Below are 26,046 nucleotides of genomic sequence, written 5' to 3'. Positions count from 1 at the left end.
CAAGAGGTTTGCGTCAGCCGGGCCCGTTGTCGGCGACGCAAACCTCTTGATCAGCTCCGGAGGGCGTGGGAGTCGAGGCGGGGGAGGGTGTCGGGTCCAGTTGGCGGGTGCGGCGGCGTTCGGCCACCACGTCTCGGATCCGTCGCTGCATCTGGCGACGGATCCGGATCATCTCGTTGTTGCTGATCACGCTGTCTCCTCCCCCGAAGGCGCGCGCCCGGGCATACCCGGTATGTGAATAGTAAGACGTACGGGGGAGCCGAATAGTTGCCCATGATCCCGAACTATTTCTCGGCGTCCGCGCCCCGCGCACCCGGCAGGTGTCGCTCCACTACGGTTGCTCCATGAGCCAGAGCAACGGGCGGGAGGCCGGTCGCGGTCCGGGACGGGAGCGGCACCGGGGCGCGGTCACGCTGCGCAGAGGTGCGATCCCGAGCAGCACCGCCGACCAGCGGTTGCTGGATTCACGTGGGCGGGGCGACTGGAAGACCAGGGACGCCTGGCGCGCGCTGCGCATCCTCTCCGAGTTCGTCGAAGGCTTCGACACTCTCGCCGACCTGCCTCCGGCGGTCAGCGTGTTCGGTTCCGCCCGCAGCGGACCGGACAGCGCGGAGTGCCGGCTGGCCGAGCAGGTGGGCGGCGCACTGGCCCGGGCCGGCTACGCGGTGATCACCGGGGGTGGGCCGGGGGTGATGGAGGCGGCCAACCGCGGCGCCAGCGAGGCCGGCGGGCTCTCCGTCGGGCTCGGCATCGAGCTTCCGTTCGAGCAGGGCATCAACGAGTGGGTCGACCTGGCCATCGACTTCCGCTACTTCTTCGCCCGCAAGACCATGTTCGTCAAGTACGCGCAGGCGTTCGTCGTGCTGCCCGGTGGGTTCGGCACCATGGACGAGCTGTTCGAGGCGCTCACCCTGGTGCAGACCGGCAAGGTCACCCGGTTCCCGGTGGTGCTGATGGGGGTCGCCTACTGGCAGGGCCTGCTCGACTGGATGCGCGACACGATGGCCGCCGACGGCAAGGTCGGGCCGGTCGACCTGGAGCTGATCTGCCTGACCGACGACGTCAACGCCGCGGTCCGGTACATCGTCGAGGCCGAGGCCGCACTCTCCGTCGAGCAGGAGGCGGTCCGCGACGAGGCTGTCGCCCGTACCGGCGCCGACCAGCAGGCCGCCGCCGAGCAGGCAGCCGACCAGCCGAGGGACAACTGATGGCGGCGATCTGCGTCTTCTGTGCCTCCTCCCGCACCATCGACCAGCGCTGGTTGGACCTGGCCGCCGAGACCGGAGCCGAGTTGGCCCGGCGCGGGCACACGTTGGTCAGTGGTGGTGGCTGCGTCGGCATGATGGGCGCGCTGGTGAACGGCGCCCGCTCCGCCGGTGGGCGCACCGTGGGGGTGATCCCACAGGCGCTGGTCGATCTGGAGGTCGCCGACCTGGCCTCGGATGAGCTTCTGGTGACCGACTCGATGGCCAGCCGCAAGACCCTGATGATCGACAAGTCGGACGCGTTCCTCACCCTGCCCGGCGGGCTGGGCACCCTGGACGAGTTGTTCGAGGTCTGGACCACCGCGACCCTCGCCCTGCACTCCAAGCCGATGGTGCTGATCGACACCGGCGGGTTCTACCGCCCCCTGCTGGACTGGCTGGACAAGCTGGCCGACCAACGCTTCCTCAAACCCGCCGGCCGCGACCTCCTGACAGTGGCACCCTCAATCCCCCAGGCCCTGGACGCCCTGGAGTCCCGCCTGACCTGACCCCACCCCCTCCCTCCCTCCGGCCCTTCCGGGCCGCCTCACCTCGTTGATCATGAAGTTGGCGGCGCCGCTGTCGGCGTGTCGCGCCGCTAACTTCATGATCGACGGAGGTGGATGGGGTGGGGTTGGGGTGGGTGGACGGAGGGGAGTGGGTGGGGGGCGGGTTGGTGTCGTATGGGCGTGATGGGATGAGCTGATGCAGGCGTACCGGTTGGTGCGGCGGGCCGGGGGGTCGGCGCGGGGGGACGACACCGTGGCCGACGTTGGCGTTGGTGCTGCGGTGGGTGATGGCGGCGCTTCGAGGGGTGCTGTCCTCTCTACCGACGGGGCGGGCCTGCGGGTCGACGCGGTGCAGGCGGAGGTGGTCGGGCACACCGACGGGCCGATGCTCGTGCTCGGCGGTCCGGGCACCGGCAAGACCAGCACGCTGGTCGAGGCGGTCGCCGCCCGGGTGGCCGAGGGGGTCGACCCCGAACGGATCCTGGTGCTGACCTTCGGCCGCCGAGGCGCCACCGCGCTACGCCAGCGCATCGAGGCCCGCGTCACGCAGGACGGCCACCGGGTGCTCCGCGAGCCGCTGGTGCGCACCTTCCCCGCGTACGCCTTCGGGTTGCTCCGCCGAGCCGCCGCCGAACGAGGCGAGCCTTCGCCCCGGCTGCTCACCGGCCCCGAGCAGGATCTGATCATCCGCGAGCTGCTGGACGTGGTGGGCGAGGAGCCCGAGGACGACCCGGTCGGCTGGCCGACCGACCTGCGCCCCGCCCTGCGGACCCGGGCCTTCGCCAGTCAGCTGCGCGACCTGCTCATGCGTGCCGCCGAGCGCGGCGTGGGCCCGGTCGACCTGGCCCGGCTGGGCGAGAAGCTCGGCCGCGCCGACTGGCCGGCCGCCGCCCGCTTCCTGCGGGAGTACGTCGCCGTGCTCGCGCTGCGCGACGTCAGCAACCGGGGCTCCATCGCGTACGACCCGGCCGAGCTGGTCCGGGCGGCCACCGGTCTGCTGCGCGACGACGAGGAGTTGCTGACCGCCGAGCGCCGTCGGCTCGCCCACGTGTATCTAGACGAGTTGGCCGACACCGACCCCGCCCAACTGGAACTGCTCTCCGTCATCGCAGGCGGAGGCAAGTCGCTGGTCGCGTTCGCCGATCCAGATTCCTCCACGTACGCCTTCCGGGGCGCCGACCCGGCCGGGGTGACCACGTTCCCGCACCGCTTCCGGACCGCCTCCGGAGCGCCGGCCGCGCAGGTGCTGCTGACCACGTCGTACCGGGCCGGGCCGGGTCTGCTCGCCGCGATCGCGCGGCTGGGCCGCCGACTGCGTGGCCCGGCGGCGCACCGTCGGCTGCACCCGCTGCCGGACGCGCCACCCGGGGCGGTCGAGGTGCACACGTTCCGCTCCGCGACCAGCGAGGCCGCCTGGTTGGCCCACGCGCTGCGCTCGGCCCACCTGCTCGACGGCGTCCCCTGGTCGCGGATGGCCGTGCTGGTGCGGTCCACCGCGTTGCAACTGCCCACCCTGCGACGGGCACTGCACGCTGCCGGCGTACCCACCGTGGTGCACGGCGAGGATCTGCCCCTGCACCTGCAACCGGCGGTCGCACCGCTGCTGCTCCTGCTGCGCTGCGCGTTGGAGCCGGAACGGCTTGACGAGGAGGCGGCCGTCGCGCTGCTGCACTCGTCGCTCGGCGGAGCCGACCCGTTGGCCGAGCGGCGGCTGCGGCAGGGCCTGCGTGCCCTCGCGCTGGCCGGCGGCGACCGCCGCCCTTCCGGGGAGCTGATCGTCGAAGCGTTGCGCGATCCGGAGGAGCTGGCCGGCATCGACCGGCGATGGGCCGAACCGGCGCAGGCGGTGGCAGGGCTGCTGGCCACCGCACGCCATGCCGCCGCTCGGCCGGGGTCGACCGCAGAGGACGTGCTCTGGGCCGTATGGCACGCCAGTGGTCTCGCCGAGCGTTGGGCGGGCGCGATCAACCAGGGGCGGCCGGCGGCCGGCGAGGGAGACCTGGCCCGGAGGCGGCGGGCCGAGGCGGCCGACCGTGACCTGGACGCCGTGCTGGTGCTCTTCGACGCGGCGGCCCGGTTCACCGACCGGCTGCCCGGTGCCCGCACCGAGGTCTTCCTCGACCATGTGCTCGCCCAGGACCTGCCGGCCGACACCATCGCGCCGACCGCCGACCGGGGCGCGGCGGTGCGCCTGCTCACCGCGCATGCTGCGAAAGGCCTGGAATGGGATCTGGTCGCGGTGGCCGGCGTGCAGGAGGGCATCTGGCCGGACCTACGACTGCGCGGCAGTCTGCTCGGCTCCGAACGGCTGGTCGACGTGCTGGCCGGCCGGTCTGTCGACGGCGCCACCGCGGCGAACGTGGTGGGCCAGACGTCGGCGTTGTTGGACGAGGAACGCCGACTCTTCCACGTCGCCATCAGTCGGGCCCGGCATCGGCTGCTCGTCAGTGCCGTGGCGTCGGCCGCCGTCGGCGGTGACGACCACGAGGAACAGCCGAGCCGGTTCCTGCACGAGCTGGGCCCCAGCACCCCGCCGACACCGCCGAGCGGTGCCGGGCCGGTCGACCCGACCACACCGCCGGGTCCGCGTACCGGCCCGCAGGCTGAGGAACCCGCCGGCGGCCCTCCGACTGCCCCGCCCTCCGGCGACGGCCCGACCGAGGGCGCGACCAGCAGCGCGACCGACGGCGGGACCAACAGCCCAACCGGCGGCGCGACCAACAGCCCATCCGGCGGCGCGACCAACGGCGCGACCAGCGGCGACGGCGACGGCGAGCCGGACCGTCCCGGCGCGTTGCCGGTGACCCGCCCGCCCCGGGCGCTCACTCTGCCGGCGCTGGTGGCCGAGCTGCGTACCGCCATCACCGACCCGGCCGCCCCGGCAAGCCGGCGGCGCGCGGCGGCGGCCGAGCTGGCCCGGCTCGCCGCCGCCGGGGTTTCCGGTGCACACCCCGACGACTGGTGGGGGTTGCGCGGGCTCTCCGACGACCGGCCGCTCGTCGACGACGGGGATCCGGTGCGGGTCACCCCGTCGGCGATGGAGAGCGCTCTGCGGTGCAGCCTGCGGTGGCTGCTGGAACGGCACGGCGGCAGCGGCCCGACCAGCACGGCGCAGGGGGTGGGCAACCTGGTCCACGCCGCCGCGATGCTCGCCGAGGACGCCAGTGCCGATCGGGGCGCTCTGCTCGACTACGTGGCCGCCCGGTTCGACGCGATCGAGCTGGCGGCCCGGTGGATGGCCGGGCCGGAGCGGGAGCGAGCCGAGGCGATGGTCGACAAGCTGCTGCGCTGGCTGGCCACCAATCCGCGTCGACTGCTCGCCATCGAGCACGAGTTCGCGGTCCGCCTGGACGACCCGAACCGGCCGGTCGACCTGACCGGTCGGGTCGACCGGCTGGAGGTCGACGAGGCCGGGCGGCTCGTGGTGATCGATCTGAAGACCGGCAAATCCACCGCTGTCACCGGCACCGAGCTGGCCGAGCACCCGCAGCTCGGCGCGTACCAGGCTGCGGTGGAGGCGGGGGCGTTCGCCGAGTTCGGTGACGAGTCCGGGGGCGCGGCGCTGGTGCAGCTCGGCACCTCCGCCAAGGACGCCAGGGAGCAGAATCAGCCGGCGGCCGGCGAAGGCCCCGCGGCCGGTTGGGCGACCGCGCTGGTCCGTCGGACCGCCGATACGATGGCAGCCGCCACGTTCGCCGCGGTGGCCAACTCGAAGTGCCGGGTCTGCCCGGTACGCACCAGCTGCCCGGTCTCCGGGCAGGGGCGTCAGGTCGTCGAGCCGCCCACCCGACGCACCCGTGAGGGCGAGGAGTGAGCGGTGTTGCGAACTGAGACGGCACCGTGAGTCAGCCCACCCTGTTCGGCACCGGTCCCGCGCCGGCGCCCCGGCTGGCGGACTCCGGCCCCCGGTACACGCCGGTGGAGCTGGCCAAGCTGCTGCGGTTGCCGGCGCCCACCCGGGAGCAGGCCGCGATCATCGCCGCCCCGGTGGAACCGCTGCTGGTGGTCGCGGGCGCCGGGTCGGGCAAGACCGAGACGATGGCCTCGCGGGTGGTCTGGTTGGTGGCCAACTCGTACGTGCGCCCGGAGCAGATCCTCGGGCTGACCTTCACCCGTAAGGCGGCCGGCGAGCTGGCCCACCGGGTCCGCACCCGGCTCGATCAGCTGATCCGCCGACTCGGCCGGCAGGGTCGTGACCCGCTGGACGATCCGCTCGCCGGTGAGCCCACCGTCTCCACCTACCACTCGTACGCGGGGCGGATCGTCTCCGAGCACGGGCTGCGGGCTGGTTACGAGCCGTCCACCCGGTTGCTCACCGAGGCGTCCCGCTGGCAGTTGGTCGACCTGCTGGTGCGTAACTACGACGGCGACATGTCCGAGGTGGACCGGATGCCGAGCACCATCACCGACGCGGTGCTGGCGCTGGCGGGGGAGCTGGACGAGCACCTGGTCGCGCCGGACCAGTTGGCGGCCTGGACCGGTCGGTTCTTCGCCGAGGTGCAGTCCCGGCCGGGTCGGGTGTACGCCGACGTGCGCAAGGCGCTCACCCTGCAGCAGACCCGGCTGCGACTGCTGCCGCTGGTGCGGGCGTACGCCCGGCGCAAGGAGGACTTCGAGGCGATGGACTTCGCCGACCAGCTCGCGCGGGCGGCTCGGGTGGCCCGGGATCACCCGGCGGTCGGCGAGGTCGAGCGGGACCGTTTCCGGGTGGTGCTGCTCGACGAGTACCAGGACACCAGCCACGCCCAGGTGGTGCTGCTCAACGCGCTGTTCGGCGGCGGGCACCCGGTGACCGCGGTGGGCGACCCGTGCCAGTCGATCTACGGCTGGCGGGGGGCCAGCGCGGGCACCCTGGACCGGTTCCCCACCGAGTTCGCCCGCGTCGACGGCCAGCCGGCCCCGGCGCTGGGGCTCACCACGAGCTGGCGCAACCGCCCGGAGATCCTGCGGGTGGCGAACGCGCTGTCGACTCCGTTGCGGGCGGCGGGCGCCCGGGTGCCGGAGCTGCGCTCCGCGCTGACCGTCCGGGACCCGATCCCGCACCGCAGCCCCGGCGGCGCCGCGGGCGGCACGGTGCACTGCGCGATGCTGACGACGTACGCCGACGAGGCGGACTGGATCGCCGACAGTGTGCTCGCCGCCTGGCGTGGTGCGGCCCGGATGCCGGGCGCCGCTCCCGAGCACATCCCGGTGGCGCAGCGCCCGACCACTGCCGTGCTGGTCCGGGTCCGCAGCCAGATCCCGGCGATCGAGTCGGCGCTGCGCGAGCGCGGCCTCCCGGTGGAGGTGGTCGGGCTGGGCGGCCTGCTCGACACCCCCGAGGTGCGTGACGTGGTCTGCACGCTGCGGGTACTGGCCGACCCGACCGACGGTGCCGCGCTGCTGCGGTTGCTCACCGGTGCCCGTTGGCGGATCGGGCCGCGTGATCTGGTGGCGTTGCACCGACGGGCTCGGGCCATCGCCAACGCCCGGCGGCAGTTGGCCGCCGACGACACCTCGGAGATCACCCCTGACCTGCTGGACGAGGCGACCCTGGTGGAGGCGCTGGCCGATCTCGGGCCGGCGCAGGCGTACTCGGCGGAGGGTTTTGCGCGGCTGCGCGCGTACGGCATGGAACTGGCGCTGTTGCGCTACCGGCTGGACCAGGCCCTGCCGGATCTGATCGCGGACATCGAGCGGACCATCGGCCTGGACGTGGAGGTCGCGGTGCGGGCCGGCCGGGACGGCGCCGGCGACGCCGGCCTGGCCCGGGGCCACCTGGACGCGCTCGGTGACGTGGCCGCCCGGTTCAGCGGGGAGACGCCGGGCGCGACCCTGTCCGGCTTCCTGTCCTACCTGGCCGCCGCCGAGGACGAGGAGCGCGGTCTGGCGCCGGGCGAGGTCGAGGTGGTGGAGGGCGCGGTGCAGGTGGTCACCGCGCACGCCGCCAAGGGCCTGGAGTGGGACGTGGTGGCGGTGGCCGGGCTGAGCCGTGGGCTGTGGCCGGGGCCGGTACGCAACTCCGACCACTGGTTGGGCGGGCTGGGCGTGTTGCCGTTCCCGCTGCGTGGTGACGCCGACGGGTTGCCCGAGTTGGCGCTCGACGAGGCGGCCGACCAGCGGGCGGTGGCGCGGGCGGTGACCGACTTCACCGACGCGTGGCGGGCCCACGACGAGCGGGAGGAGCGCCGGCTGACCTACGTGGCGGTCACCCGACCGCGTCGGCTGCTGCTGTGCTCGGGCTACTGGTGGGGTGAGGGCACGAAGCGACCGCGAGGTCCGTCGGTCTTCCTGTGCGAGATCTACGACGCCTGCCTCGACGGCGGGCCGGGGCACCTGATCGACGCGTGGGCGCCGGAGCCGACCCCGGATGCGACGAACCCCACCGCCGAGGTGGTGCTCCGCGCCGAGTGGCCGGCCGACCCACTGGGCGGCCGCCGGCCGGCGTTGGCCGAGGCGGCCGGGCTGGTGCGCCGTCTGATGACCGATGGCCCGATCTCGGTGGTTGCCGAGCCGGTGGGGTCGGTGGACGCCGGGCCGATGGTGTCGGTCGAGCCGGCGGTGGACCCGGAGGTGGCGCGCTGGCAGCGCGAGGCGGACCTGCTGCTGGCCGAGCGGGCCGAGCTGACCCGGCTCTCCGGTGCGGTCGAGGTGGCCCTGCCCGGGCAGTTGAGCGTCACTCAGTTGGTCGCGTTGCGACGCGATCCGTCGGCCCTGGCCCGTACGCTGCGCCGCCCGGTGCCGACCGAGCCCAACCCGTACGCCCGCCGAGGCACCGCATTCCACGCCTGGTTGGAGCAGCGCTTCGGGGCGGATCGCCTGCTGGACCTGGACGAACTGCCCGGTGCGGCCGACGCGGATGCCGCGCCCGACGAGGCGCTGGTCGAGCTCCAGGAGCGGTTCCTGGCCAGCGAGTGGGCCGACCGGTCACCGGTGGAGGTGGAGGTGCCGTTCGCCACGGTGATCGCCGGGGTGGTGGTGCGGGGGCGGATGGACGCGGTCTTCGCCCGGCCGGGTGGGCGGTTCGACGTGGTCGACTGGAAGACCGGGGCGCAACCCGCCGGGCCGGCGGCGGAGGTGGCCGCCGTGCAGTTGGCCGTGTACCGGCTGGCCTGGGCGGATCTGGCCGGCGTGCCGGTCGACCGGGTGGGCGCGGCGTTCCATTACGTCCGTCATGGGGTGACCGTCCGGCCCGCCGACCTGCTGGACGTGACAGGGCTCACGGCCATGATCGCCCAGTTGCCCGAAGATTCCGCCCAACATTGACCCGGGCGGGAAAATCCGTGGTAGGTTGACCGGGTTGCAGTTTTGGTTACCAGAGACTCTGTGTGCGCCTGGCGGGATTGTGGCCCCAGGCGCTCTTTGTTGTGTCCGGAGTTCTCCGGGCGGGGCGACCAGAAGCGACAGGCGATTCGCGCATCCCCGCGCGGAGCGCTCCTCTTCGGGCTCGCAACAAGTGCGAGTCCGACGTTCCGTCAAGGAGACGAAACACATGGCTATTGGCACCGTGAAGTGGTTCAACGCTGACAAGGGCTTCGGCTTCATCACCCCGGACGGCGGCGGCGCCGACGTCTTCGCCCACTTCTCGGCGATCCAGTCCTCCGGCTACCGGAGCCTGGACGAGAACCAGCGGGTCGAGTTCGAGGTGACCCAGGGCCAGAAGGGCCCGCAGGCGGAGAACATCCGCCCGCTCTGATCTTCGGATCGGTCAGCATTACCTGTCGCGCCCTCCGGGCGTGACGGTGACGGGACCGGGCCCGCCCCGCCGCTGCCTGCGCACGCAGGCGGCGGCCTGGCGGCGGGCCGGCCCGTACTCCAATCGGTTCGTGCTTGTGAGTCCTGGCTGCCTGTTCGCCGCCGGTGACAGCGCCGACTTCGGCGCCCTCCCTCGACACGTGCCGCGTCGAGGAAGGCTTTTGCGTGACCACAGTTATTCCTTCTTTCGCTCATACCGGTCTGGCACCGGCGCTGCTCACCGCGCTGACCGCGCAGGGCATCACCGAGCCGTTCCCGATCCAGTCGGCGACGCTGCCCGACTCGCTCGCCGGCCGGGATGTGCTTGGTCGGGGCCGTACCGGCTCCGGCAAGACCCTCGCCTTCGGGCTTCCGCTGCTGTCGCGCACCGCTGGCCGTAAGGCCCGCCCGGGTCGTCCGTTGGCCCTGGTGCTGGTGCCGACCCGCGAGCTGGCCCAGCAGGTCACCACCGCGCTGGCCCCGTACGCCCGCAGCGTCGGGCTGCGCTGCGCCACCGTCGTCGGCGGCCTCTCGCTGCAGCGGCAGGCGGACGCCCTGCGCGCCGGCGCCGAGGTCGTTGTCGCCACCCCCGGTCGGCTGCACGATCTGATCAACCGCGGCGACGCCCGGCTCGACCAGGTCGAGATCACCGTGCTGGACGAGGCCGACCAGATGGCCGACATGGGCTTCCTGCCGCAGGTCACCAAGCTGCTCGAGCAGGTCGCACCGCAGGGGCAGCGGATGCTCTTCTCCGCCACCCTGGACGGCGGCGTGGACCGGCTGGTCCGCCGCTTCCTGAGCAACCCGGTCACCCACTCGGTCGACCCGGGCACCGCCACGGTCACCGCGATGACCCACCACGTGCTGCACGTCGAGGCCGCGGACAAGCCCGACGCACTGACCCGGATCGCCGCCCGTGAGGGCCGCACCATCCTGTTCATGGGCACCAAGCACCGCGCCGACCGGCTCGCCCGCCAGTTGCTCTCCAAGGGAGTACGCGCGGCCGCGCTGCACGGCGGCAAGTCCCAGCCGCAGCGCACCCGCATCCTGGAGCAGTTCCGCAACGGCCAGGTGACCGCTCTGGTCGCCACCGATGTGGCGGCCCGGGGCATCCACGTGGATGGCCTGGACATGGTGGTCAACGTGGACCCGCCGACCGAGGCGAAGGACTACCTGCACCGGGGCGGCCGCACCGCCCGGGCCGGCGAGTCCGGTTCCGTGGTCACCCTGGTCCTGCCGGAGCAGCGCCGGGACGTGTCCCGGCTGATGGCCACCGCCGGCATCCGCCCCGAGTCGGTCCAGGTGCGCTCCGATGGCGAGGCGCTGGCCCGGGTGACCGGTGCTCGCGAGCCGTCCGGTGTGCCGGTGACCATCGTTGCCCCGCCGGCACCCGCTGGTCGGGTACGCACCGCTGGCGGCCCGGTCGCCGACGGCGCCGCCCGGCCGGCGCACCGCGCGTCGGGTCGCTCCCGCCGCCCGCGCCGCCCGCGCACCGTCTGATCTCCTGAGCGCCGACCGACCCGCCCCGCTTCGGCTGGGCGGGTCGGTTCGTCTGCGGGGCCTCCGGGTCGGTGGGTTGGCCGCCCGGCCCGCTCACCGGGCCACCTGGTCCGCTCGCCGCGCCGTCCGGCCTGCCCGCCGCGCCGTCCGGCCCTCTCGTCTGAGTCGGTAATCAGCCTCGGCTGGGTCGGCTGGCCGACTGTGCCCCGGCGGTCCGTGGTCGAAGCTGACCAGCGGGGGGAAAGCCGGGCGGGGGGCCCGGCGCGGGAGGGGTGACCATGGCGGGCGAAGCCGGCTCGGGTGCGCTGCGCGAACTGATCCTGGTGGTCGCGGTGGCGCTGGCCGGTCTACTGCTCGCCATGGCCGCGGCCTTCGCACCATGGCATGCCACCTCGGCGGGTAATGCTCCCGCCGGTCTGGTGGAGCTGCACAGTCCTGGTGACCCGAGCTTCGGCCCGGTTGTCGCAAAGGTGGGCTGAGCAGCGGCCGGCCGACCAATGCCGGCGGAGGGGCAGGCACGGTCAGGATCGGCACGAGATGTGGTCGGGTCGGCGGGGCACCGACCCGACCACATCGCCCCTACCGCTCATGACGTGGTGGGGGCGTGGTCGGTCGAGTGGCGGGTGAGCAGATCGGCCAGGGTGGTGCTGTCGACCACCGTGGCGATCGCCCCGTGCACCGCCAGCCAGACATCGGTGAGCCCCGCGGCCACTCCGTGATAGCCGGCGCGCTCGGCCGGCAGACCTCGCACCGTGGTGAGCGTGCCGCCGACCGCGCGTAGCACGTCCCCGACGGTGATCTCGTCGGGTGGGCGGGTCAGCGCGTACCCGCCGTCGGCTCCACGATGACTGTGCAGCAGACCCGCTCGCCGCAGGTCGAGCAGGATGCCCTGGAGGAAGCTGAGCGGGATGTCCTGCACCTCGGCGAGGCTGGCCGCCTTCACCAGCTCACCACCGCCCCCTCCGACGTCACCGCCGCCGCCGGTACCGGCGGCGACGGCGAGCATCGCCCGGAGCGCATAGTCGCTGCGCGCGGAGACGTACACGGGTCAGTTGCCCGCCTGGTCGAGCACGCCCCAGCGCCGCCGGATCGCCTTGTCCGCCGCACCGAACGCGGCGTCCACGACCAGGCCGAGTACCAGGATGACGATCATGGTGGAGAGCAGCCAGGGTGCGTCGGACAGCTCGCGGGAGTAGGTCAGCTGGGCGCCGAGCGAGGTCTGCGAGATGCCGACCACGAGCAGCTCACCCGCCATCAGGCTGCGCCAGGAGAACGCCCATCCCTGCTTCAGCCCGGCGACGATCGCGGGCAGGGCGGCTGGTGCGATGACGTACCGGTAGAGGTTGAGCCCTCGGGCGCCCAGGTTGCGGCCGGCCCGCAGCAGCAGCGGCGGCACGTAGTCCACACCGGAGATCACGCCGTTGGCGATCGACGGCGCCGCGCCGAGCACCACCACGAAGAAGATCGCCTTCTCGCTCAGCTCGAAGAGCAGGATGGCCAGCGGGAACCAGGCGATCGACGGCATGGTCTGCAACGCCGTGATCATCGAGCCGATGGCGGCGCGCAGCACCGTGGACCGGGCCACCGCCAAGCCCAGCAGCAGGCCGACGGCTACCGAGAAGACGTACCCGACGGCGGCCCGCCGCAGCGTCGTGAGCAGGCCGTCCCAGAGCTGCGGGCCCTGGGCCTGAGCGATCAGCTCGCGGCTGACCTCCAGCGGCCCGGGCAGGGAGTACGGCGGCTTCCAGCCCGACCAGACCACCAACTGCCAGGCTGCGATGGCGATGGCCAGCGCCGCCAGCTTGGGCCAGGTGGCCGCCCAGAAGCGGGCGCCCCGGGTGACCTCCTTGTCCCGGCCGGCGATCTCCAGCGCGTCGAGGCCGGAGATCTCCGCGTCGGTACGCGCCGAGCTGGTGAGGGTGTCACTGGCCATGGCGGCCCACCTCCGTACGGAGTCGCTCGGTGACCTCGGCGGCGATGGCGGCGACCTCGGGGGAGTCGATCCGCCGTGGGCGCGGGATGTTCACCTCGGTGGAGTAGATGATCCGGCCGGGGCGGCTGGAGAGCAGGATGATCCGGTCGGCCAGTCGGGCGGCTTCACGGACGTTGTGCGTGACGAAGAGCACCGAGAGCTTGCGTTCGGACCAGATCCGTTCCAGCTCGTCGTGCAGGATGTCGCGGGTCATCGCGTCCAGGGCGCCGAACGGCTCGTCCATGAGCAGCACCGGGGTTTCCAGGGCCAGCGTGCGGGCCAGTGCGACCCGCTGCCGCATTCCGCCGGAGAGTTCGTGCGGGCGCTTGCGCCCGAAGTCGGCCAGGTGCACCGTGCGCAGCAGCTCGGCCACCCGCTCGCGGCGCTCGGCCCGGGGCAGCCGGCGCAGCTTCAGCGGCACCTCCACGTTGGCGTCGACGGTCAGCCACGGAAAGAGCGCCGGCTCCTGGAACATCAGGCCGGGGTTGGCGTCGCCGGCCAGGGTGATCTGCCCACCACTGACCCGGTCCAGTCCGGCGACCAGGTTGAGCAGGGTGCTCTTGCCGCAGCCGGAGGCGCCGACCAGGCAGACGAACTCGCCGGGCGCGACGTCCAGCGACACACCGTCGAGCGCCAGGACGGCGTTCGCCCCGCGTCCGTACACCTTGGTCACGCCGGAGAGCGCGACCGCAGTGGTCGCGCTTCCCGGCGTCGTCGTGGTCGACGTCATGGTTGGACGACCTCGGGCTTGCCCTGCGCCTTGAGCGCGTTGTTGAGGTACGTCAGGTCGTACAGGCCCTTGAGGTCGACCGGATCGGTCAGCTTGACCTCGACGGCGTGGTCGAGCCCGGCCTTGAGGGAGGAGGAGATCGGGTCGTTGGTGAATTCCAACGTCGGCCACGCCTGCTTGATCAGCTTGAGTTCCAGCGGCTTGCCGGTGATCTTGCCGATCGCGTCGGAGATGGCCTGTTGGGCTTCCTCGGGCTTGGTGTTGACGAACTCGTTGGCGGCCACCTGGCCGTCGACCAGCTTCTGCACCACGTCCGGGTGCGCCTTGAGGAACTTCGTGCTGACCAGCAGGTTGGTGATGACGAACTTCTTGTCCGGCCACAGGTCGCGCTCGTCGATGAGCACCTTGCCGCCGGCGTTGACCAGGCGGGAGACGAACGGCTCGGGCACCCAGGCGCCGTCGATCGCGCCGCTGTTGAACGTCTCGATCGTCTGGGCGTTCTCCTGCGGCACGATCTTGACGTCGCCGCCACCCTCCTTGGTGGTGGTGAGGCCCTGCTGCTTGAGCCAGTAGCGGATCGCCACGTCCTGGGTGTTGCCCAACTGCGGGGTGGCGATCTTCTTGCCCTTCAGGTCCTGCGCGCCCGTGATGCCGGGCTTGACGACCAGCGCCACGCCGCCGGAGGCCGCGCCGGAGACGACCCGGACTGCCTCGCCCTTGGACTTGGAGAAGGCGTTCACCGTCGGGTTCGGACCGATGTAGGTGGCGTCCAGCGCGCCGGAGAAGACGGCCTCGATGGCGGCCGGGCCGGCGTTGAAGGTCTTGGGGTCCAGCTTGACGTTGGCACCGAGCTTCTCGGCGAAGATGCCCTTCTCCACGCCGACGACCGCCGGCGCGTGGGTGATGTTGGGGAAGTAACCGAGACGCAGCGTCACCGGGCCGGAGCTGCCACCCGTGCCGTCGCTGTCGTCGCCGCACGCGGCCGTGCTGCCGAGAGTCGCCGCGCCGAGGGCGGTGAGGGTGGCCAGGGTGACCAACCGGCGCAGGGGGAGCCGTCTCATCGTCCGTCCAATCCGCAGTATTCCTACTTAGTTGGTAGGAAGAGTGGGCCAGGTGGTGGGCAGCGTCAAGACCCGTCCATATGCCGGGAAGGCGCGTCTCAGATATGTCGGTATTTCCTACCAGCTTGCTAGGGTAATCGGCGCTTGGTTACCGGCAGAGAGGCGACGTCGCGATGACCTTCCACTGGTTCCTGCCCACCTCCGGCGACGGCGACCAGGTCGGTGCCGCCACCGTCACGGCGGGCGCCGCCCGGCACGACCGAGCCGCCACCGTGGCGTACCTGACCGAGGTCGGCCGGGCCGCCGAGACGCACGGCTTCACCGCCGTTCTGACGCCGGTCGGCGCCGGTTGCCCCGACCCGTGGATCGTCTGCGCGGCAGTCGCCCAGCACACCGAGCGGCTCGGCATGCTGGTCGCGGTGCGGGCCGGCTTCGCGCTGCCCACCCTGATCGCCCAGCAGGCCGAGGCGTTCCAGGCCATCTCCGCTGGCCGGCTGTCGCTCAACATCGTGACCGGTGGCGACCCGGCCGAGCAGCGGGCGTACGGCGACTTCCTCGGACACGACGACCGCTACGCGCGCACCGGGGAGTTCATCGACGTGCTCCGCGGCGCCTGGGCCGGACGACCCTTCGACTACGTGGGGACGCACTACCGGGTCGACGGCGGCGGCCTGGCCACCCCCCTCGCCGAGCCGCCGCCGGTCTATTTCGGCGGCGCGTCCCCGGCCGCCGAAGCGGTGGCCGCCCGGCAGGCCGACGTCTACCTGATGTGGGGCGAGCCGCCAGCCGCGATCGCCGCCCGGGTCGCCCGGATCCGGGCACTCGCCGCTGGGCACGACCGCACCCTGCGCACGGGTCTCCGGCTGCACGTCATCGCCCGACCCACCAGCGCCGAGGCGTGGGCCGAGGCCGACCGACTGCTGGCCGGGATGAGCCCGGAGCGCATCGTCGCCGCCCAGGCCAGATTCCGCCGGATGGACTCCGTCGGCCAGGCCCGGATGGCCGCGCTCAACGCCGGTCGCACCGACGGGCTCACCGTCGCACCGAATCTCTGGGCCGGCGTCGGCCTGGTCCGCGAGGGCGCCGGCACCGCGCTGGTCGGCAGCTACGCCGAGGTCGCGGCCCGCATCGACGAGTACGCGGCGCTCGGCGTCGACGAGTTCATCCTCTCCGGATGGCCGCACCGGGAGGAGGCCGAGCGGGTTGGCGCCGAGGTGCTGCCCCTGGTCACCGCCCCGGTGACGGCGGCTCCGGGGAGGTCGCGGGTGGCGGGGGTGCCGACGCGCTAGGGTCGATCACGTGGCGGCGCGGAGATCCAGAATTCCAGCGACGAAGTATCCGGTCGAGCGGTTCACCCTCGACAACGGCCTGCGGGTGGTGCTCACCCCCGATCGCAGTGCACCGGTGATCGGGGTGGCGGTCGTCTACGACGTCGGCATCCGCTCCGAGCCGGAGGGGCGCACCGGCTTCGCCCATCTCTTCGAGCACCTGATGTTCCAGGGCTCGGAAAACTTGGAGAAGCTGGCCCACTTCCGGCATGTGCAGGGCGCCGGCGGCACCTTCAACGGTTCCACCCACCTGGACTACACCGACTACTTCGAGACGCTGCCGAGCAACGCGCTGGAGCGCGCGCTGTTCCTGGAGGCGGACCGGATGCGCGGGCCCCGGCTGACCGAGGAGAACCTGCGCAACCAGGTCGACGTGGTCAAAGAGGAGATCCGGGTCAACGTCCTCAACCGGCCGTACGGCGGCTTCCCCTGGCTGACCCTGCCGCCGGTCATGTTCGACACCTTCCCGAACGCGCACGACGGCTACGGCTCCTTCGACGACCTGGAGTCGGCGACCGTCGCCGACGCCGCCGACTTCTTCCGCCGCTACTACGCCAGCGGCAACGCGGTGCTGGCGGTCAGCGGTGACATCGACGTGGCCGAGGCGACCGAGCTGGTCAACCGGCACTTCGGTGACGTGCCGGCCCGGCCCGCGCCGGTTCGGCCCGACTTCACCGAACCCGACCTGACCGCCGAGCGGCGCACCTCGTACACCGATGCCCTGGCACCGCTGCCGGCGGTGGCCGGCGCCTGGCGGGTGCCCGACCCGGTCACCGACTTCGCCGGCTACCTGCCGTACGTGGTGCTGGCCGAGGTTCTCACCGACGGCGACGCGTCGCGGCTGGTCGAGCGCCTGGTGCAGCGTGACCGCACGGTGACCAGCCTCGGCGGTTACCTCGGCTTCATGGGCGACCCGTTCGACGTGCGTGATCCCACCGCACTGCTGTTGCAGGCGCACCTGCCACCCGGGGGTGACGTGGACAAGGTGCTGCGCACCATCGACGAGGAACTGGACCGGCTGGCCAGCGACGGACTGACCGACGGTGAGCTGGCCCGCACCCAGGCCCGGATGGCGACCCACCTGCTGCGGGACACCGATGCGGTGCTCGGCCGGGCGCTTCGCATGGCGGTGCTGGAGCAGCAACGCGGCGAACCGGGCCTGCTCAACGAACTGCCCCGGCTGGTCGGCGAGGTCACCGAGGAGCAGGTCCGGGCCGCTGCGGCCACCCTGCGCCCGGAGCGTCGGGCCGCGATCGAGGTCATTGCCGGAGGTGCCCGATGAGTCCTGCTACCGCCACCACCGCTCCTACCGGGCCGCGTACGCTGCCCCCGCTCGGCCCGACCCGCAAGCTCAAGGTGCCCAAGCAGGCCGAGCGCACGCTGCGCAACGGCCTCACCGTGATCGCCGTACGCCGTCCCGCCGTGCCCCTGGTCGAGCTGCGGCTCTGGGTTCCGTTCGGTCGGGTCCACCTGGCCCGTGGCGCGATGCTCTCGCAGACCATGCTGTCCGGCACCGAGTCGATGACCAGCGTGCAGATCGCCGCCGAGTTGCAGAAGGTGGGTGGCGGGCTCTCCGCGGGCGTCGACCCGGACCGGCTGATGCTCTCCGGCGCCGGCCTGGTCACCGGCCTGGACCGGATGCTGGAGTTGTTGGCCGAGGTGCTGACCAGCGCCAGCTATCCCAGTGACGAGGTGTCCACCGAACGGGACCGACTGGTCGACCGGATCCAGGTGGCGCAGAGTCAGCCGGCGCACCTGGCCCGGGAGGCGCTGCTGAAGCGGGTCTACGGCCGGCACCCGTACGCGACCCAGACCCCGGAGCCCGGCCAGATCCGCGCCGTCCGGCCGGCGGCGCTGCGCACCCTGCACTCGGAGCGTGTTCACCCGGCCGGCGCGCAGTTGGTGCTGGTCGGCGACGTGCAGCCGGAGAAGGCCCTGGACGCGGCCGAGCGGGCCCTCGGCGGTTGGGCGGGCGCCGGGCGCACCGCCGAGTTGCCGGCGACCCCGCCGCTGGAGCCGGGGCCGCTGCTCTTGGTCGACCGGCCCGGCTCGGTGCAGTCCTCGCTGCGGATCGCGCTTCCGGCGGTGTCCCGCACGGACCCCGACCACGCCCCGCTGCAACTGGCCAACCTGATCTTCGGCGGCTACTTCTCCTCCCGTTGGGTGGAGAACATCCGCGAGGACAAGGGCTACACGTACGGCCCGCACTCGGGGATCGAGCACTCGGTCGCCGGGTCGGTGCTGGTCGCCGCCGCCGAGGTGGCCACCGAGGTGACCGGCCCGGCGTTGCTCGAGACGACGTACGAGCTGGGTCGGCTGGCATCGCTGCCACCGAAGCCGGAGGAGTTGGAGCAGGCCCGCCAGTATGCGCTGGGCACCCTCCAGCTCGGCATGTCCACCCAGGCCGGATTGGCGGCGTTGACCAGCGCGTACGCGGGCAACGGGCTGCGCCTCGATTTCCTCGCCGAGTACGCGGCGAGGTTGGCGAAGGCGAGTATCGACGACGTCGCGCAGGCGGCGGCCCGGTACCTTGCGCCGGCCCGTGCGGCGATCGTGGTGCTCGGCGACGCAGAGCGGATCACGCCAGGGCTGGCCGCGCTGACCACGGTCCACACCGAGCCCGTGTCGTGAGTGGGGAGGCTGCGCCGCCGTTGGCCCGGTCCACGCTCGATCGGGCAGCACACCGGCGGGGTGACGCGCAGTGGTTGACCGAGGCGTGGCTACGTGGCCGGGTGCTGCTGCTCGACTCGACCGACGAGGGTCGGACGCTGGCCCGTACGGGAACGACACCTCCGGCGTTGGTGCTGTTCGACTCGGCCGACGTGCCCGCCGGGTCCGAGTCGACGGCGATGTTCCTCGGTGTCGAGCCGGACGGGGTGCCGGTCTTCGCGGTCGACGCGCCGCTGCCGGCGCTACCGGGGACCCGGGCGGTCAACCTGCGCGAGGTGGGCCACCTGCTCGCCGACCGCGAGGCCGGCATCTTCACCACCGCGTTGGCGCTGGTCAACTGGCACACCCGGCACGGCTACTCGACGAGCAGCGGGGCACCGACCGCGATGGACGAGGCCGGTTGGTCTCGGGTGGACCGCAACGGTGGCCGGATCTGGCCGCGTACCGATCCGGCGATGATCGTGCTGGTGCACGACGGCGTGGACGGCCCGGACGGGCGCTGCCTGCTCGGCAACAACGCCAGCTGGCCGGGCACCCCGGGCGGTCGGCGCTACTCCTGCCTGGCCGGCTATGTCGAGCCGGGCGAGTCGGCGGAGGCCGCCGTGCTGCGCGAGGTCCGCGAGGAGGTGGGCATCGCCGTCGAGCGCATCGGGTACGTGGGCAGTCAGGCGTGGCCTTTCCCCGGCTCGCTGATGCTCGGCTTCCTGGCCACCGCCGACCCGACCGATCCGGTGCAGGTCGACCCGTCCGAGATCGCGTACGCCCGGTGGTTCTCACGCCGGGAGATCGGTGCGGCGCTGGCCGGGCAGACGGTGGACGTGGGCGACGGGGCCCGGCTGATCCTTCCGCCACCGTCGTCGATCGCGCTGTTCCTCGTCCACCGTTGGCTGGACGGCTGGGTGGACGCCGACCGGTGAGCACGGTCCCGGCCCGTGGCCGCCGTTGCCGCGGCGGTCACGGGCCGGGAACACGGGCCGTCGTGGTCGGTGGGTGCGAGTAACGCGGCGGGGGAGCCGGTCCGACCACGACGGACGTCCGGTGACATCAGGGGCCGGTGCGGCCTGGTCTGTTTCGGAAGGCGGGTCGGGGCTCGCTCAGCGGCAGGACCTTGACCCGTTGCTTGCCGGCGCGGACCGCGCCGACCGTGGCCAGGGCACGGGCCAGCAGCAGTGCGGCGTCCCGGTCCTCGGCGTGCACGATCTGCCGTCGCGGCTCGGGCGTGGTCGTCTCGTCGCGAAGTCGGTGGCCGTCCGCCCAGGCGGCGGCGATGTCCCCGTCGGCGACGGCGCGGATGTCGGTGCGAACGATCAGGAACCGCATGAGGGTCTCCGGATGAACCGCGACGGATGAGCCAGTGTGGAAGTTCCACGTACTCGAGGGCCATGTTACGCCGCGTGTTCATTCCAGCAACGCAAACGCGCCTATCGGTTCTGAGCCTCATCCGATCATCCGATGCCTGCTCAGAGGCCTTGCGTACACAACGCGACGGGGCCGCCGGCAGTACGCCGACGGCCCCGTCCCGGTCACCGGTCAGTTCAGATCGAACTGGCCGCCCTTCGCCCCGGTGATGAAGCCGAGCCATCCTGCCCGGTTGAACAGCAGCACCGGGCCGCCTCGGTCCTTACTGTCGCGCAGCGCGACCGCCGACGGGCCGGTGCTCAGCGGGGCGACCTCGACGCAGTTGGAGGTCTGGCTGCGCGTGCTGGTACGCCACGGGGCGTCCGCCAACGATTGGGCGGAGACGGACGGCGTTGTGCGGATGTCGTTCATGGTTCTACTCCTGATGTGAACCGTTCCGATGGGACGAGTGGTGCCGCACGCCCCGACGGAGGGTCCCCCGTGGATCACCGGTCCGTCAGCCGCCCCGAATCCCAGCGGCGTTGGGTCGGCGCCGTTGCCGGCCCGAACGCCACTGTGGATGGGGGCACCGCCTCGGTCGGCCGTCCCGTCGCCTCGATCAGCCAAGAGAGGGTGTCCGAAGCGTCAAGTGCCGCCGTGCATAGCCACTCGAACACCACTTTATAGCTATTTAGCGTGATTGCCTCGGTCGACATGACGTCGGTGAACCCCCCTTCGATGGCCAATGTCTCCGGATCGAGCGGATCGGCGAACCGGTAGACGGAGAACGCGGTCGGCGGAAGGTACCAATTGCCGACCTGGGTGTCGCGCAGCAGCACATGCAACGTCACGTTGGGTAGTAGAGCCAGATCGCAGAGCTGGACCAGTTGCTCGTGCAGCACCTCGGGCGGCCCGGCGCGACGGCCGACGAGGGCCGCCTCTTCCAGGACCGCGGTGTAACTGGGTGCATGAGGCTCCCGGGTGAGCAGCGACTGGCGGGCCATCCGCGCCTTCACCTCGGTCGCGGGCTCGTCGCCAGGCTCCGGTTCACCGGCGCCGGCGCTCACCTCGCGAGCCGAGACGATCCGGACCTGCGCGTACCCGGGTGTCTGCAACAGACCTGGCACCAACACCGGGTTGTACTCGGAGATCTCCGTGCAGCCCGCCTCCAGCTCGGCCCAGCTGCGCTGCTGCTGTGTCATCACCGGGAAGTTCTTCAACCAGCCCCGCATGTCGCCGGCCTCGCCGGCGATTCCGAGCAGCTCCTCGTGCAGTGCCTCGTCGGCACCGTAGAGGTCCAACAGAACGGCGACGTCCTGCGGGTCCGGCCGGCTGCGGCCGTTCTCCAGGCGGGACAGTTTGGACGCGGACGCCCAACCGATCCTTTCGATGACCTGGTCACCGGTGAGGCCCGCAGCCTCGCGCAGGCGGCGCAGGTCTATGCCCAACCGTCGACGACGCATGATCGGGCTGGGTGCGGCAGGAGGCACAGTGTCCTCTTTCCCGTCGACCGCCGCAGACGCGACGGTAACTGTATGAAATTCGCCCCCCACGGTCAGTATGGACGGCGCGACCGGCGTCGGAGGTTCCGACGGGGGCGTGTCTTGCGAAAAATGGACCACAGGTACGCCGGACGACGACGGACCTGCGGTCGCAGCCCCGTCGACCACGCCCACCCGGGCACGCCATCCCGCCGGAGGGACCCCCATGCGCACCGTCCTGCGCCGACCCGACTTCCGCCTGCTCTTCGGCGGCCTGCTGGCCAGCATGACCGCCGAGTCGATCCTGCTGCTGGCGCTCGCCATCTGGGTCAAGGATCTGACCGGCTCCAACGGGCTCGCCGGCGGCACCATCTTCGCCGTCGTCGCCCCGATGACGCTGGCGCCGCTGGTCGGTTGGTTCGTCGACCGCTGCCCACGCCGGCCGTTCTTCGTCGCGGCGAACATGGTCACCGCGGTCCTGCTCACCCCGCTGTTCACCGTCGCCGACGCGGGTGACGTCTGGATCGTCTACCTGGTGGCGGCCCTGTATGGACTGTCGTCCATCACGCTCGGCGCGGCGCTCAGTGGGCTCATCCGGGAGTTGGTGCCGGTCGAACTGCTGGCCGAGGCGAACGGCGTGCTGCAGACCGTACGCCAGGGGATGCGGCTGATCGGCCCACTGGCCGGCGCGGCGCTCTACGCGGCGCTCGGCGGGTGGGCGCTGGCCGGGATCGGCATGGTCGGATTTCTGACTGCGGCGGCGGTGGTGGCCGCGCTGCCCACCCCGCAACAGGTTCCGCCGACCATGCGGTTGCGCTGGCCCGCCGAGTTGGGAGCCGGTCTGCGGCACCTGGCCGGCGAGCCGGCCCTGCGTCGGGCCCTGCTCGGCTACGGGCTCGGGTCGCTGGTGATGGGCTTCAGCGAGTCGCTCATCTTCGCCTACGTCGACCAGGGGCTGAACCGCGACGCCGCGTTCGTGGGCGTGCTGGTCACCGTGCAGGGTGTGGGCGGGCTGCTCGGCGGGCTCTGCTCGCCGGCGCTGGTGCGCCGGCTCGGGGAGGTCGGCACCCTGGCCGCGGGGGTGGCCTTCTTCTCGCCGGCCGCGCTCGTGCTCGCGTACCCCGATCTCCGGCTCGCGTTCGCGGCGGTGCTGCTGGCCGGCGTCTCGCTGCCGCTGACGATGGTGGGGCTGCACACGCTGATCCAGCGCCGGACCCCGCCCGCGCTGGTCGGCCGGGTCGCCGCGGCCACCCAGGCCGTGGTCAGCGGGCCGCAGGCGCTCTCCATCGGGGCGGGCGCCCTGCTGGTCGGCTTCCTGGACTACCGGGTGCTGTTCACGCTGGTCGGGGTGGCCACGCTGGCCGCCGGCAGCTACCTCTGGCGGGGCCGGCACCTGAGCGCGCCGCCCGGCACCCGCCCGCCCACGCCACCGACCCGCCCGACGCTCCCGGCGCCCCGGCGGCCAGTCGAGGACTCCGACCGGCCTGTGACGACCGGCACCCGCCGGACGCCGCGAGGGTGACGGATACCGGACACGACGAGCGGTCGCCCCGACTGGGGCGACCGCTCGTGGAGAGTGAATCGGTCAGGCGCTGAGGGTCTCCAGGTGTTGCTTGACCTGGGTGATCGAGGGATTCGTCAGGGCGCTGCCGTCGGTGAAGCGCAGCGTCGGCACCGTCTGGTTGCCGCCGTTGACGCTCATCACGAACTCCGCGGCCTCCGGGTCCTGCTCGATGTCGACCACCTCGTACCCGATGCCTTCCCGGTCGAGCTGCGACTTCAGCCGGTGGCAGTAGCCGCACCAGGGGGTGGAATACATCGTCAGCATGGTCGGATCCTCCAACTCCTCCGGCCGCGGCTTGCCGATCAAGCCGAGGCTGTTCGCTGCAACGCTCGGAGTAGCTGAGATGATTCCTGGTTGTGGTGGTTCACTCAGCGTCGGAACAGGTGCTCGCCGGGCTGGACCCGGAGCAACGCTCCGCGGTGACCGCACCCGCCGGCCCGGTCTGCATCCTGGCCGGCGCCGGCACCGGCAAGACCCGGGCGATCACCTCCCGGATCGCCCATCGGGCGCTTTCCGGTGAGATCTCCCCCCGGCACGTGCTCGCGGTCACCTTCACCGCCCGCGCCGCCGCCGAGATGCGACATCGAATCGCCCAACTCGGGGTGAAGGGCGTTCAGGCGCGCACGTTCCACGCGGCGGCGTTGCGCCAGGTGCGGTACTTCGCGCCCCGCCTGCTGGCCGGCCGCGCCATGCCCGAGCTGCTGGACAGCAAGGTACGGCTGGTCACCCTCGCCGCGGCCCGGGTCGGCCTGCGCACCGACCGGGCCGCCGCGCGCGACCTGGCCGGCGAGATCGAGTGGGCCAAGTCGTCGTTGGTCGAGCCGACGGACTACGTCGTCTCCGCAGCCCGAGCACTGCGTGACACGCCGCACGAGCCGGCCAAGGTGGCCGAGGTGTTCACCGCGTACGAGCAGCTCAAACGCTCGAACGGTGTGATCGATTTCGAGGACATGCTGCGTGCCGCAGTGTGGGGCATCGAGGAACACCCGGATGTCGGCGAGCAGGTGCGTGGCCAGTACCGGCACTTCGTGGTCGACGAGTACCAGGACGTCAACCCACTCCAGCAGCGGTTGCTGGACGCCTGGCTGGGCGGACGCAACGACCTGACCGTGGTCGGCGACGCCAGCCAGACGATCTACTCGTTCACCGGTGCGACCTCGGCGTACCTGGTCGATTTCCCGCGCCGGCACCGGGGCGCCACCGTCGTGCGACTGGTCCGCGACTACCGCTCCACCCCGCAGGTGGTCGGGCTCGCCAACGCGGTGATCTCCCAGGCCCGGGGCACCGAGGCGCGGCTGCGGCTGGAGTTGAGCGGGCAACGCCCACCCGGGCCCGAGCCGGATCTGCGGATCTTCACCGACGAGCCCGCCGAGGCGAACGCGGTGGCCGCCCGCTGCCGGTCGCTGATCGATGCGGGCACACCGGCGAAGGAGATCGCCGTGCTGTTCCGGATCAACGCGCAGTCCGAGGCGTACGAGAAGGCGCTCACCGAGGCCGCGGTGCCGTACGTCGTGCAGGGCGCCGAGCGGTTCTTCGAACGGGCCGAGGTGCGCCAGGCCATGGTCGCGTTGCGTGCCGCCACCCGGTCGATCCCCGGGGAGACGCCGCTGCCGGCCGCCGTCGTCGAGGCCCTCACCGCGGTCGGCTGGGCCCCCGACGCGCCCCCGGCCGGCGGCGCCGCCCGCGAGCGGTGGGAGGCGCTGTCCGCGCTGGTCCAGCTCGCCGAGGAGTACGCGGCCACCCCCGAGGTCGTGCCGATCGGTGAGGCCGCGTCGGTGGAACGCCCCGTCACCCTCTCCGACTTCACCGAGGAGTTGGCCCGTCGTGCCGCCCAGCAGCACGTACCGACCGTGGACGGGGTGACCCTCGCTTCGCTGCACTCGGCCAAGGGGCTGGAGTGGGACGCGGTCTTCCTGGTCGGCCTCGCCGAGGGCACCCTGCCAACCACGTACGCGAAGACCGTCGAGCAGGTCGAGGAGGAGCGCCGACTGCTCTACGTCGGGATCACCCGCGCCCGGCAGTGGCTCTGGTTGTCGTACGCCGCCGCGCGCTCGCCGGGCGGACGAGCCCGACGGCCGTCGCGGTTCCTGCCCCAGCTCGACCGCTCCGGCGGCACCGAACGGGCCGTCAGTGGTGCCGGTCCGGCCCGCCGTCCCGAGCGGCGTCGAACCCAGATCGTCTCCTGCCGGATCTGCGGCGCCACCCTGCTCGCCGGCCCGGACCGCAAGCTCGGCCGCTGCCCCACCTGCCCGTCCGACATCGACGATGAGCTGCACGAACGGCTGTCTGAGTGGCGGCAGCGGGTCGCCGGGGCACAGAAGGTCCCGGCGTACGTGGTCTTCACCGACGCGACGCTGATCGCGCTGGCCGAGCGGCGACCTGGCCGGCCGGAGGAGTTGATCGCCATCGCCGGTATCGGCCCCCGCAAGTTGGGCCTCTACGGGGAGTCGGTGCTGGCGTTGGTGGGGGGCGCGGGGGTGGACGACGTCTGCCCGGAGAAAACTTTCGAAATCTCGTCCTAAATTCGTTTGCCCTCGCCCCGGCGCGAGGAATAGCCTCAGGACACACCACGCGAGCGGCGCCATTCCGGCTGCTCACCGGGGTTGGTCTGGTCGATACGAGGAACGTGAGGGAGGTGGCACCCGTGAAGATCTTCACCTATGAGCGTCTGACGGCGATGCCGTCTGTCTGCGCTCCGTTGTCGGCTGTCCGGGTGGCCCACACGGCCGCACGACCGGCGGTTCCGCAGGTGCACCAGGTTCAGGCCGAGCTGATCCTGACCGTCGCGCCCGTCGGAGTCGAGGGGACCAGTGGCTTCACGGGCAATGGCATCCAGCTCGCCAAGAAGCGCATGGATGTCCGCGGCGTTCCACCTCGAGGTAAACCGGTCTGACCATCAGACACCGGCTCACCTCGAGGCCGCGGAACCCGCTTAC

The 26,046-nt window shown here is 72.2% G+C and carries 23 protein-coding genes; 14 read left to right on the top strand and 9 right to left on the bottom strand.

Annotation, left to right across the window (positions count from 1 at the left end; genetic code table 11):
• Positions 1 to 13: 13 nt before the first annotated feature.
• Positions 14 to 190: a hypothetical protein gene (locus HNR20_RS09785; protein ID WP_184178400.1), complete on the bottom strand. Its 177-nt coding sequence runs from the start codon at positions 188 to 190 to the stop codon at positions 14 to 16.
• Positions 191 to 344: 154 nt separating this feature from the next.
• Between HNR20_RS09785 and HNR20_RS09780 the strand changes: the two genes are divergently transcribed.
• The 7 genes from HNR20_RS09780 (at position 345) to HNR20_RS09750 (ending at position 11,445) form a co-directional block, all read left to right on the top strand.
• Complete coding sequence (locus HNR20_RS09780) at positions 345 to 1,208, top strand: LOG family protein (protein WP_184178398.1); 864 nt, start codon at positions 345 to 347, stop codon at positions 1,206 to 1,208.
• Positions 1,208 to 1,753 (top strand): LOG family protein, encoded by a 546-nt coding sequence (locus tag HNR20_RS09775; protein ID WP_184178396.1) that lies wholly within the window; start codon positions 1,208 to 1,210, stop codon positions 1,751 to 1,753. The genes HNR20_RS09780 and HNR20_RS09775 overlap by 1 nt, the downstream gene beginning before the upstream one ends.
• Positions 1,754 to 1,949: 196 nt before the next feature.
• Positions 1,950 to 5,567 carry an ATP-dependent helicase gene (locus tag HNR20_RS32970; RefSeq protein WP_184178394.1) on the top strand — a complete coding sequence of 1,206 codons (3,618 nt, stop codon included), beginning with the start codon at positions 1,950 to 1,952 and terminating at the stop codon, positions 5,565 to 5,567.
• A 26-nt stretch (positions 5,568 to 5,593) separates the two neighbouring features.
• On the top strand, positions 5,594 to 8,998 hold the full coding sequence (locus HNR20_RS09765) for an ATP-dependent helicase (protein WP_184178392.1): 3,405 nt from the start codon (positions 5,594 to 5,596) through the stop codon (positions 8,996 to 8,998).
• Positions 8,999 to 9,224: 226 nt separating this feature from the next.
• Positions 9,225 to 9,428 (top strand): transcription antiterminator/RNA stability regulator CspE, encoded by a 204-nt coding sequence (gene cspE / locus HNR20_RS09760; RefSeq protein WP_007464836.1) that lies wholly within the window; start codon positions 9,225 to 9,227, stop codon positions 9,426 to 9,428.
• Between the two features lie 224 nt (positions 9,429 to 9,652).
• A complete protein-coding gene (locus tag HNR20_RS09755) occupies positions 9,653 to 10,966 on the top strand; it encodes a DEAD/DEAH box helicase (RefSeq protein WP_184178390.1) in 1,314 nt (437 codons plus the stop codon).
• 278 nt (positions 10,967 to 11,244) lie between these two features.
• Positions 11,245 to 11,445 carry a hypothetical protein gene (locus HNR20_RS09750; protein WP_184178389.1) on the top strand — a complete coding sequence of 67 codons (201 nt, stop codon included), beginning with the start codon at positions 11,245 to 11,247 and terminating at the stop codon, positions 11,443 to 11,445.
• Positions 11,446 to 11,552: 107 nt separating this feature from the next.
• Here HNR20_RS09750 and HNR20_RS09745 read toward each other — a convergent pair whose 3' ends face one another.
• From HNR20_RS09745 to HNR20_RS09730, 4 genes are read right to left on the bottom strand one after another with little or no spacing between them, the layout of a single operon-like run.
• Complete coding sequence (locus HNR20_RS09745; RefSeq protein WP_184178387.1) at positions 11,553 to 12,011, bottom strand: RrF2 family transcriptional regulator; 459 nt, start codon at positions 12,009 to 12,011, stop codon at positions 11,553 to 11,555.
• A 3-nt stretch (positions 12,012 to 12,014) separates the two neighbouring features.
• Positions 12,015 to 12,899, bottom strand: coding sequence for an ABC transporter permease (locus tag HNR20_RS09740; RefSeq protein WP_184178385.1), 885 nt, complete (start codon positions 12,897 to 12,899; stop codon positions 12,015 to 12,017).
• Positions 12,889 to 13,668: an ABC transporter ATP-binding protein gene (locus tag HNR20_RS09735; protein ID WP_184178383.1), complete on the bottom strand. Its 780-nt coding sequence runs from the start codon at positions 13,666 to 13,668 to the stop codon at positions 12,889 to 12,891. Before HNR20_RS09735 ends, HNR20_RS09740 begins: the two co-directional genes overlap by 11 nt.
• Complete coding sequence (locus HNR20_RS09730; RefSeq protein WP_184178381.1) at positions 13,665 to 14,729, bottom strand: ABC transporter substrate-binding protein; 1,065 nt, start codon at positions 14,727 to 14,729, stop codon at positions 13,665 to 13,667. The genes HNR20_RS09735 and HNR20_RS09730 overlap by 4 nt, the downstream gene beginning before the upstream one ends.
• 173 nt (positions 14,730 to 14,902) lie before the next feature.
• Between HNR20_RS09730 and HNR20_RS09725 the strand changes: the two genes are divergently transcribed.
• From HNR20_RS09725 to nudC, 4 genes are read left to right on the top strand one after another with little or no spacing between them, the layout of a single operon-like run.
• Positions 14,903 to 16,018, top strand: coding sequence for an LLM class flavin-dependent oxidoreductase (locus HNR20_RS09725; protein ID WP_184178379.1), 1,116 nt, complete (start codon positions 14,903 to 14,905; stop codon positions 16,016 to 16,018).
• A gap of 10 nt (positions 16,019 to 16,028) precedes the next feature.
• The gene (locus HNR20_RS09720) at positions 16,029 to 17,339 is read left to right on the top strand and encodes a M16 family metallopeptidase (RefSeq protein ID WP_184178377.1); all 1,311 of its coding nucleotides are present in this window, start codon (positions 16,029 to 16,031) and stop codon (positions 17,337 to 17,339) included.
• Positions 17,336 to 18,688: a M16 family metallopeptidase gene (locus HNR20_RS09715; RefSeq protein ID WP_184178375.1), complete on the top strand. Its 1,353-nt coding sequence runs from the start codon at positions 17,336 to 17,338 to the stop codon at positions 18,686 to 18,688. The genes HNR20_RS09720 and HNR20_RS09715 overlap by 4 nt, the downstream gene beginning before the upstream one ends.
• Positions 18,685 to 19,644 (top strand): NAD(+) diphosphatase, encoded by a 960-nt coding sequence (gene nudC / locus HNR20_RS09710; RefSeq protein ID WP_184178373.1) that lies wholly within the window; start codon positions 18,685 to 18,687, stop codon positions 19,642 to 19,644. The genes HNR20_RS09715 and nudC overlap by 4 nt, the downstream gene beginning before the upstream one ends.
• Positions 19,645 to 19,771: 127 nt before the next feature.
• Here the strand turns inward: nudC and HNR20_RS09705 are convergent, their stop codons facing one another.
• From HNR20_RS09705 to HNR20_RS09695, 3 genes are all read right to left on the bottom strand, one after another.
• A complete protein-coding gene (locus HNR20_RS09705) occupies positions 19,772 to 20,047 on the bottom strand; it encodes a hypothetical protein (RefSeq protein ID WP_184178371.1) in 276 nt (91 codons plus the stop codon).
• A 210-nt stretch (positions 20,048 to 20,257) separates the two neighbouring features.
• Positions 20,258 to 20,497 (bottom strand): DUF397 domain-containing protein, encoded by a 240-nt coding sequence (locus tag HNR20_RS09700; protein WP_184178369.1) that lies wholly within the window; start codon positions 20,495 to 20,497, stop codon positions 20,258 to 20,260.
• Between the two features lie 74 nt (positions 20,498 to 20,571).
• A complete protein-coding gene (locus HNR20_RS09695) occupies positions 20,572 to 21,555 on the bottom strand; it encodes a helix-turn-helix domain-containing protein (protein WP_184178367.1) in 984 nt (327 codons plus the stop codon).
• Positions 21,556 to 21,772: 217 nt separating this feature from the next.
• Between HNR20_RS09695 and HNR20_RS09690 the strand changes: the two genes are divergently transcribed.
• Positions 21,773 to 23,068: an MFS transporter gene (locus tag HNR20_RS09690; RefSeq protein WP_229687076.1), complete on the top strand. Its 1,296-nt coding sequence runs from the start codon at positions 21,773 to 21,775 to the stop codon at positions 23,066 to 23,068.
• Between the two features lie 63 nt (positions 23,069 to 23,131).
• On the opposite strand, the gene HNR20_RS09685 is transcribed toward HNR20_RS09690, so the two are convergent.
• Positions 23,132 to 23,374 (bottom strand): mycoredoxin, encoded by a 243-nt coding sequence (locus tag HNR20_RS09685; RefSeq protein ID WP_184178363.1) that lies wholly within the window; start codon positions 23,372 to 23,374, stop codon positions 23,132 to 23,134.
• Positions 23,375 to 23,466: 92 nt separating this feature from the next.
• Here HNR20_RS09685 and HNR20_RS09680 point away from each other — a divergent pair, with 92 nt between their 5' ends.
• Both HNR20_RS09680 and HNR20_RS09675 read left to right on the top strand, forming a co-directional pair.
• Positions 23,467 to 25,632, top strand: coding sequence for an ATP-dependent DNA helicase UvrD2 (locus tag HNR20_RS09680; protein WP_184178361.1), 2,166 nt, complete (start codon positions 23,467 to 23,469; stop codon positions 25,630 to 25,632).
• Between the two features lie 155 nt (positions 25,633 to 25,787).
• Complete coding sequence (locus HNR20_RS09675; RefSeq protein WP_184188248.1) at positions 25,788 to 26,003, top strand: hypothetical protein; 216 nt, start codon at positions 25,788 to 25,790, stop codon at positions 26,001 to 26,003.
• Positions 26,004 to 26,046 lie beyond the last annotated feature (43 nt).

Source organism: Micromonospora parathelypteridis, from assembly GCF_014201145.1.
Taxonomy (GTDB): Bacteria; Actinomycetota; Actinomycetes; order Mycobacteriales; family Micromonosporaceae; genus Micromonospora; species Micromonospora parathelypteridis.
The sequence above is the reverse complement of the archived record's forward strand: the minus strand, read 5'-3'. Positions and strand labels throughout refer to the sequence as shown.

What these genes read in the sequence shown, in the direction of transcription:
- HNR20_RS09780 (WP_184178398.1), top strand. Translation starts at nt 345, where the DNA reads ATGAGCCAGAGCAACGGGCGGGAGGCCGGTCGCGGTCCGGGACGGGAG.
- HNR20_RS09775 (WP_184178396.1), top strand. Translation starts at nt 1,208, where the DNA reads ATGGCGGCGATCTGCGTCTTCTGTGCCTCCTCCCGCACCATCGACCAG.
- HNR20_RS32970 (WP_184178394.1), top strand. Translation starts at nt 1,950, where the DNA reads ATGCAGGCGTACCGGTTGGTGCGGCGGGCCGGGGGGTCGGCGCGGGGG.
- cspE (WP_007464836.1), top strand. Translation starts at nt 9,225, where the DNA reads ATGGCTATTGGCACCGTGAAGTGGTTCAACGCTGACAAGGGCTTCGGC.
- HNR20_RS09750 (WP_184178389.1), top strand. Translation starts at nt 11,245, where the DNA reads ATGGCGGGCGAAGCCGGCTCGGGTGCGCTGCGCGAACTGATCCTGGTG.
- HNR20_RS09740 (WP_184178385.1), bottom strand. Translation starts at nt 12,899, where the DNA reads ATGGCCAGTGACACCCTCACCAGCTCGGCGCGTACCGACGCGGAGATC.
- HNR20_RS09735 (WP_184178383.1), bottom strand. Translation starts at nt 13,668, where the DNA reads ATGACGTCGACCACGACGACGCCGGGAAGCGCGACCACTGCGGTCGCG.
- HNR20_RS09730 (WP_184178381.1), bottom strand. Translation starts at nt 14,729, where the DNA reads ATGAGACGGCTCCCCCTGCGCCGGTTGGTCACCCTGGCCACCCTCACC.
- HNR20_RS09725 (WP_184178379.1), top strand. Translation starts at nt 14,903, where the DNA reads ATGACCTTCCACTGGTTCCTGCCCACCTCCGGCGACGGCGACCAGGTC.
- HNR20_RS09715 (WP_184178375.1), top strand. Translation starts at nt 17,336, where the DNA reads ATGAGTCCTGCTACCGCCACCACCGCTCCTACCGGGCCGCGTACGCTG.
- HNR20_RS09705 (WP_184178371.1), bottom strand. Translation starts at nt 20,047, where the DNA reads ATGCGGTTCCTGATCGTTCGCACCGACATCCGCGCCGTCGCCGACGGG.
- HNR20_RS09700 (WP_184178369.1), bottom strand. Translation starts at nt 20,497, where the DNA reads ATGAACGACATCCGCACAACGCCGTCCGTCTCCGCCCAATCGTTGGCG.
- HNR20_RS09690 (WP_229687076.1), top strand. Translation starts at nt 21,773, where the DNA reads ATGCGCACCGTCCTGCGCCGACCCGACTTCCGCCTGCTCTTCGGCGGC.
- HNR20_RS09685 (WP_184178363.1), bottom strand. Translation starts at nt 23,374, where the DNA reads ATGCTGACGATGTATTCCACCCCCTGGTGCGGCTACTGCCACCGGCTG.
- HNR20_RS09675 (WP_184188248.1), top strand. Translation starts at nt 25,788, where the DNA reads ATGCCGTCTGTCTGCGCTCCGTTGTCGGCTGTCCGGGTGGCCCACACG.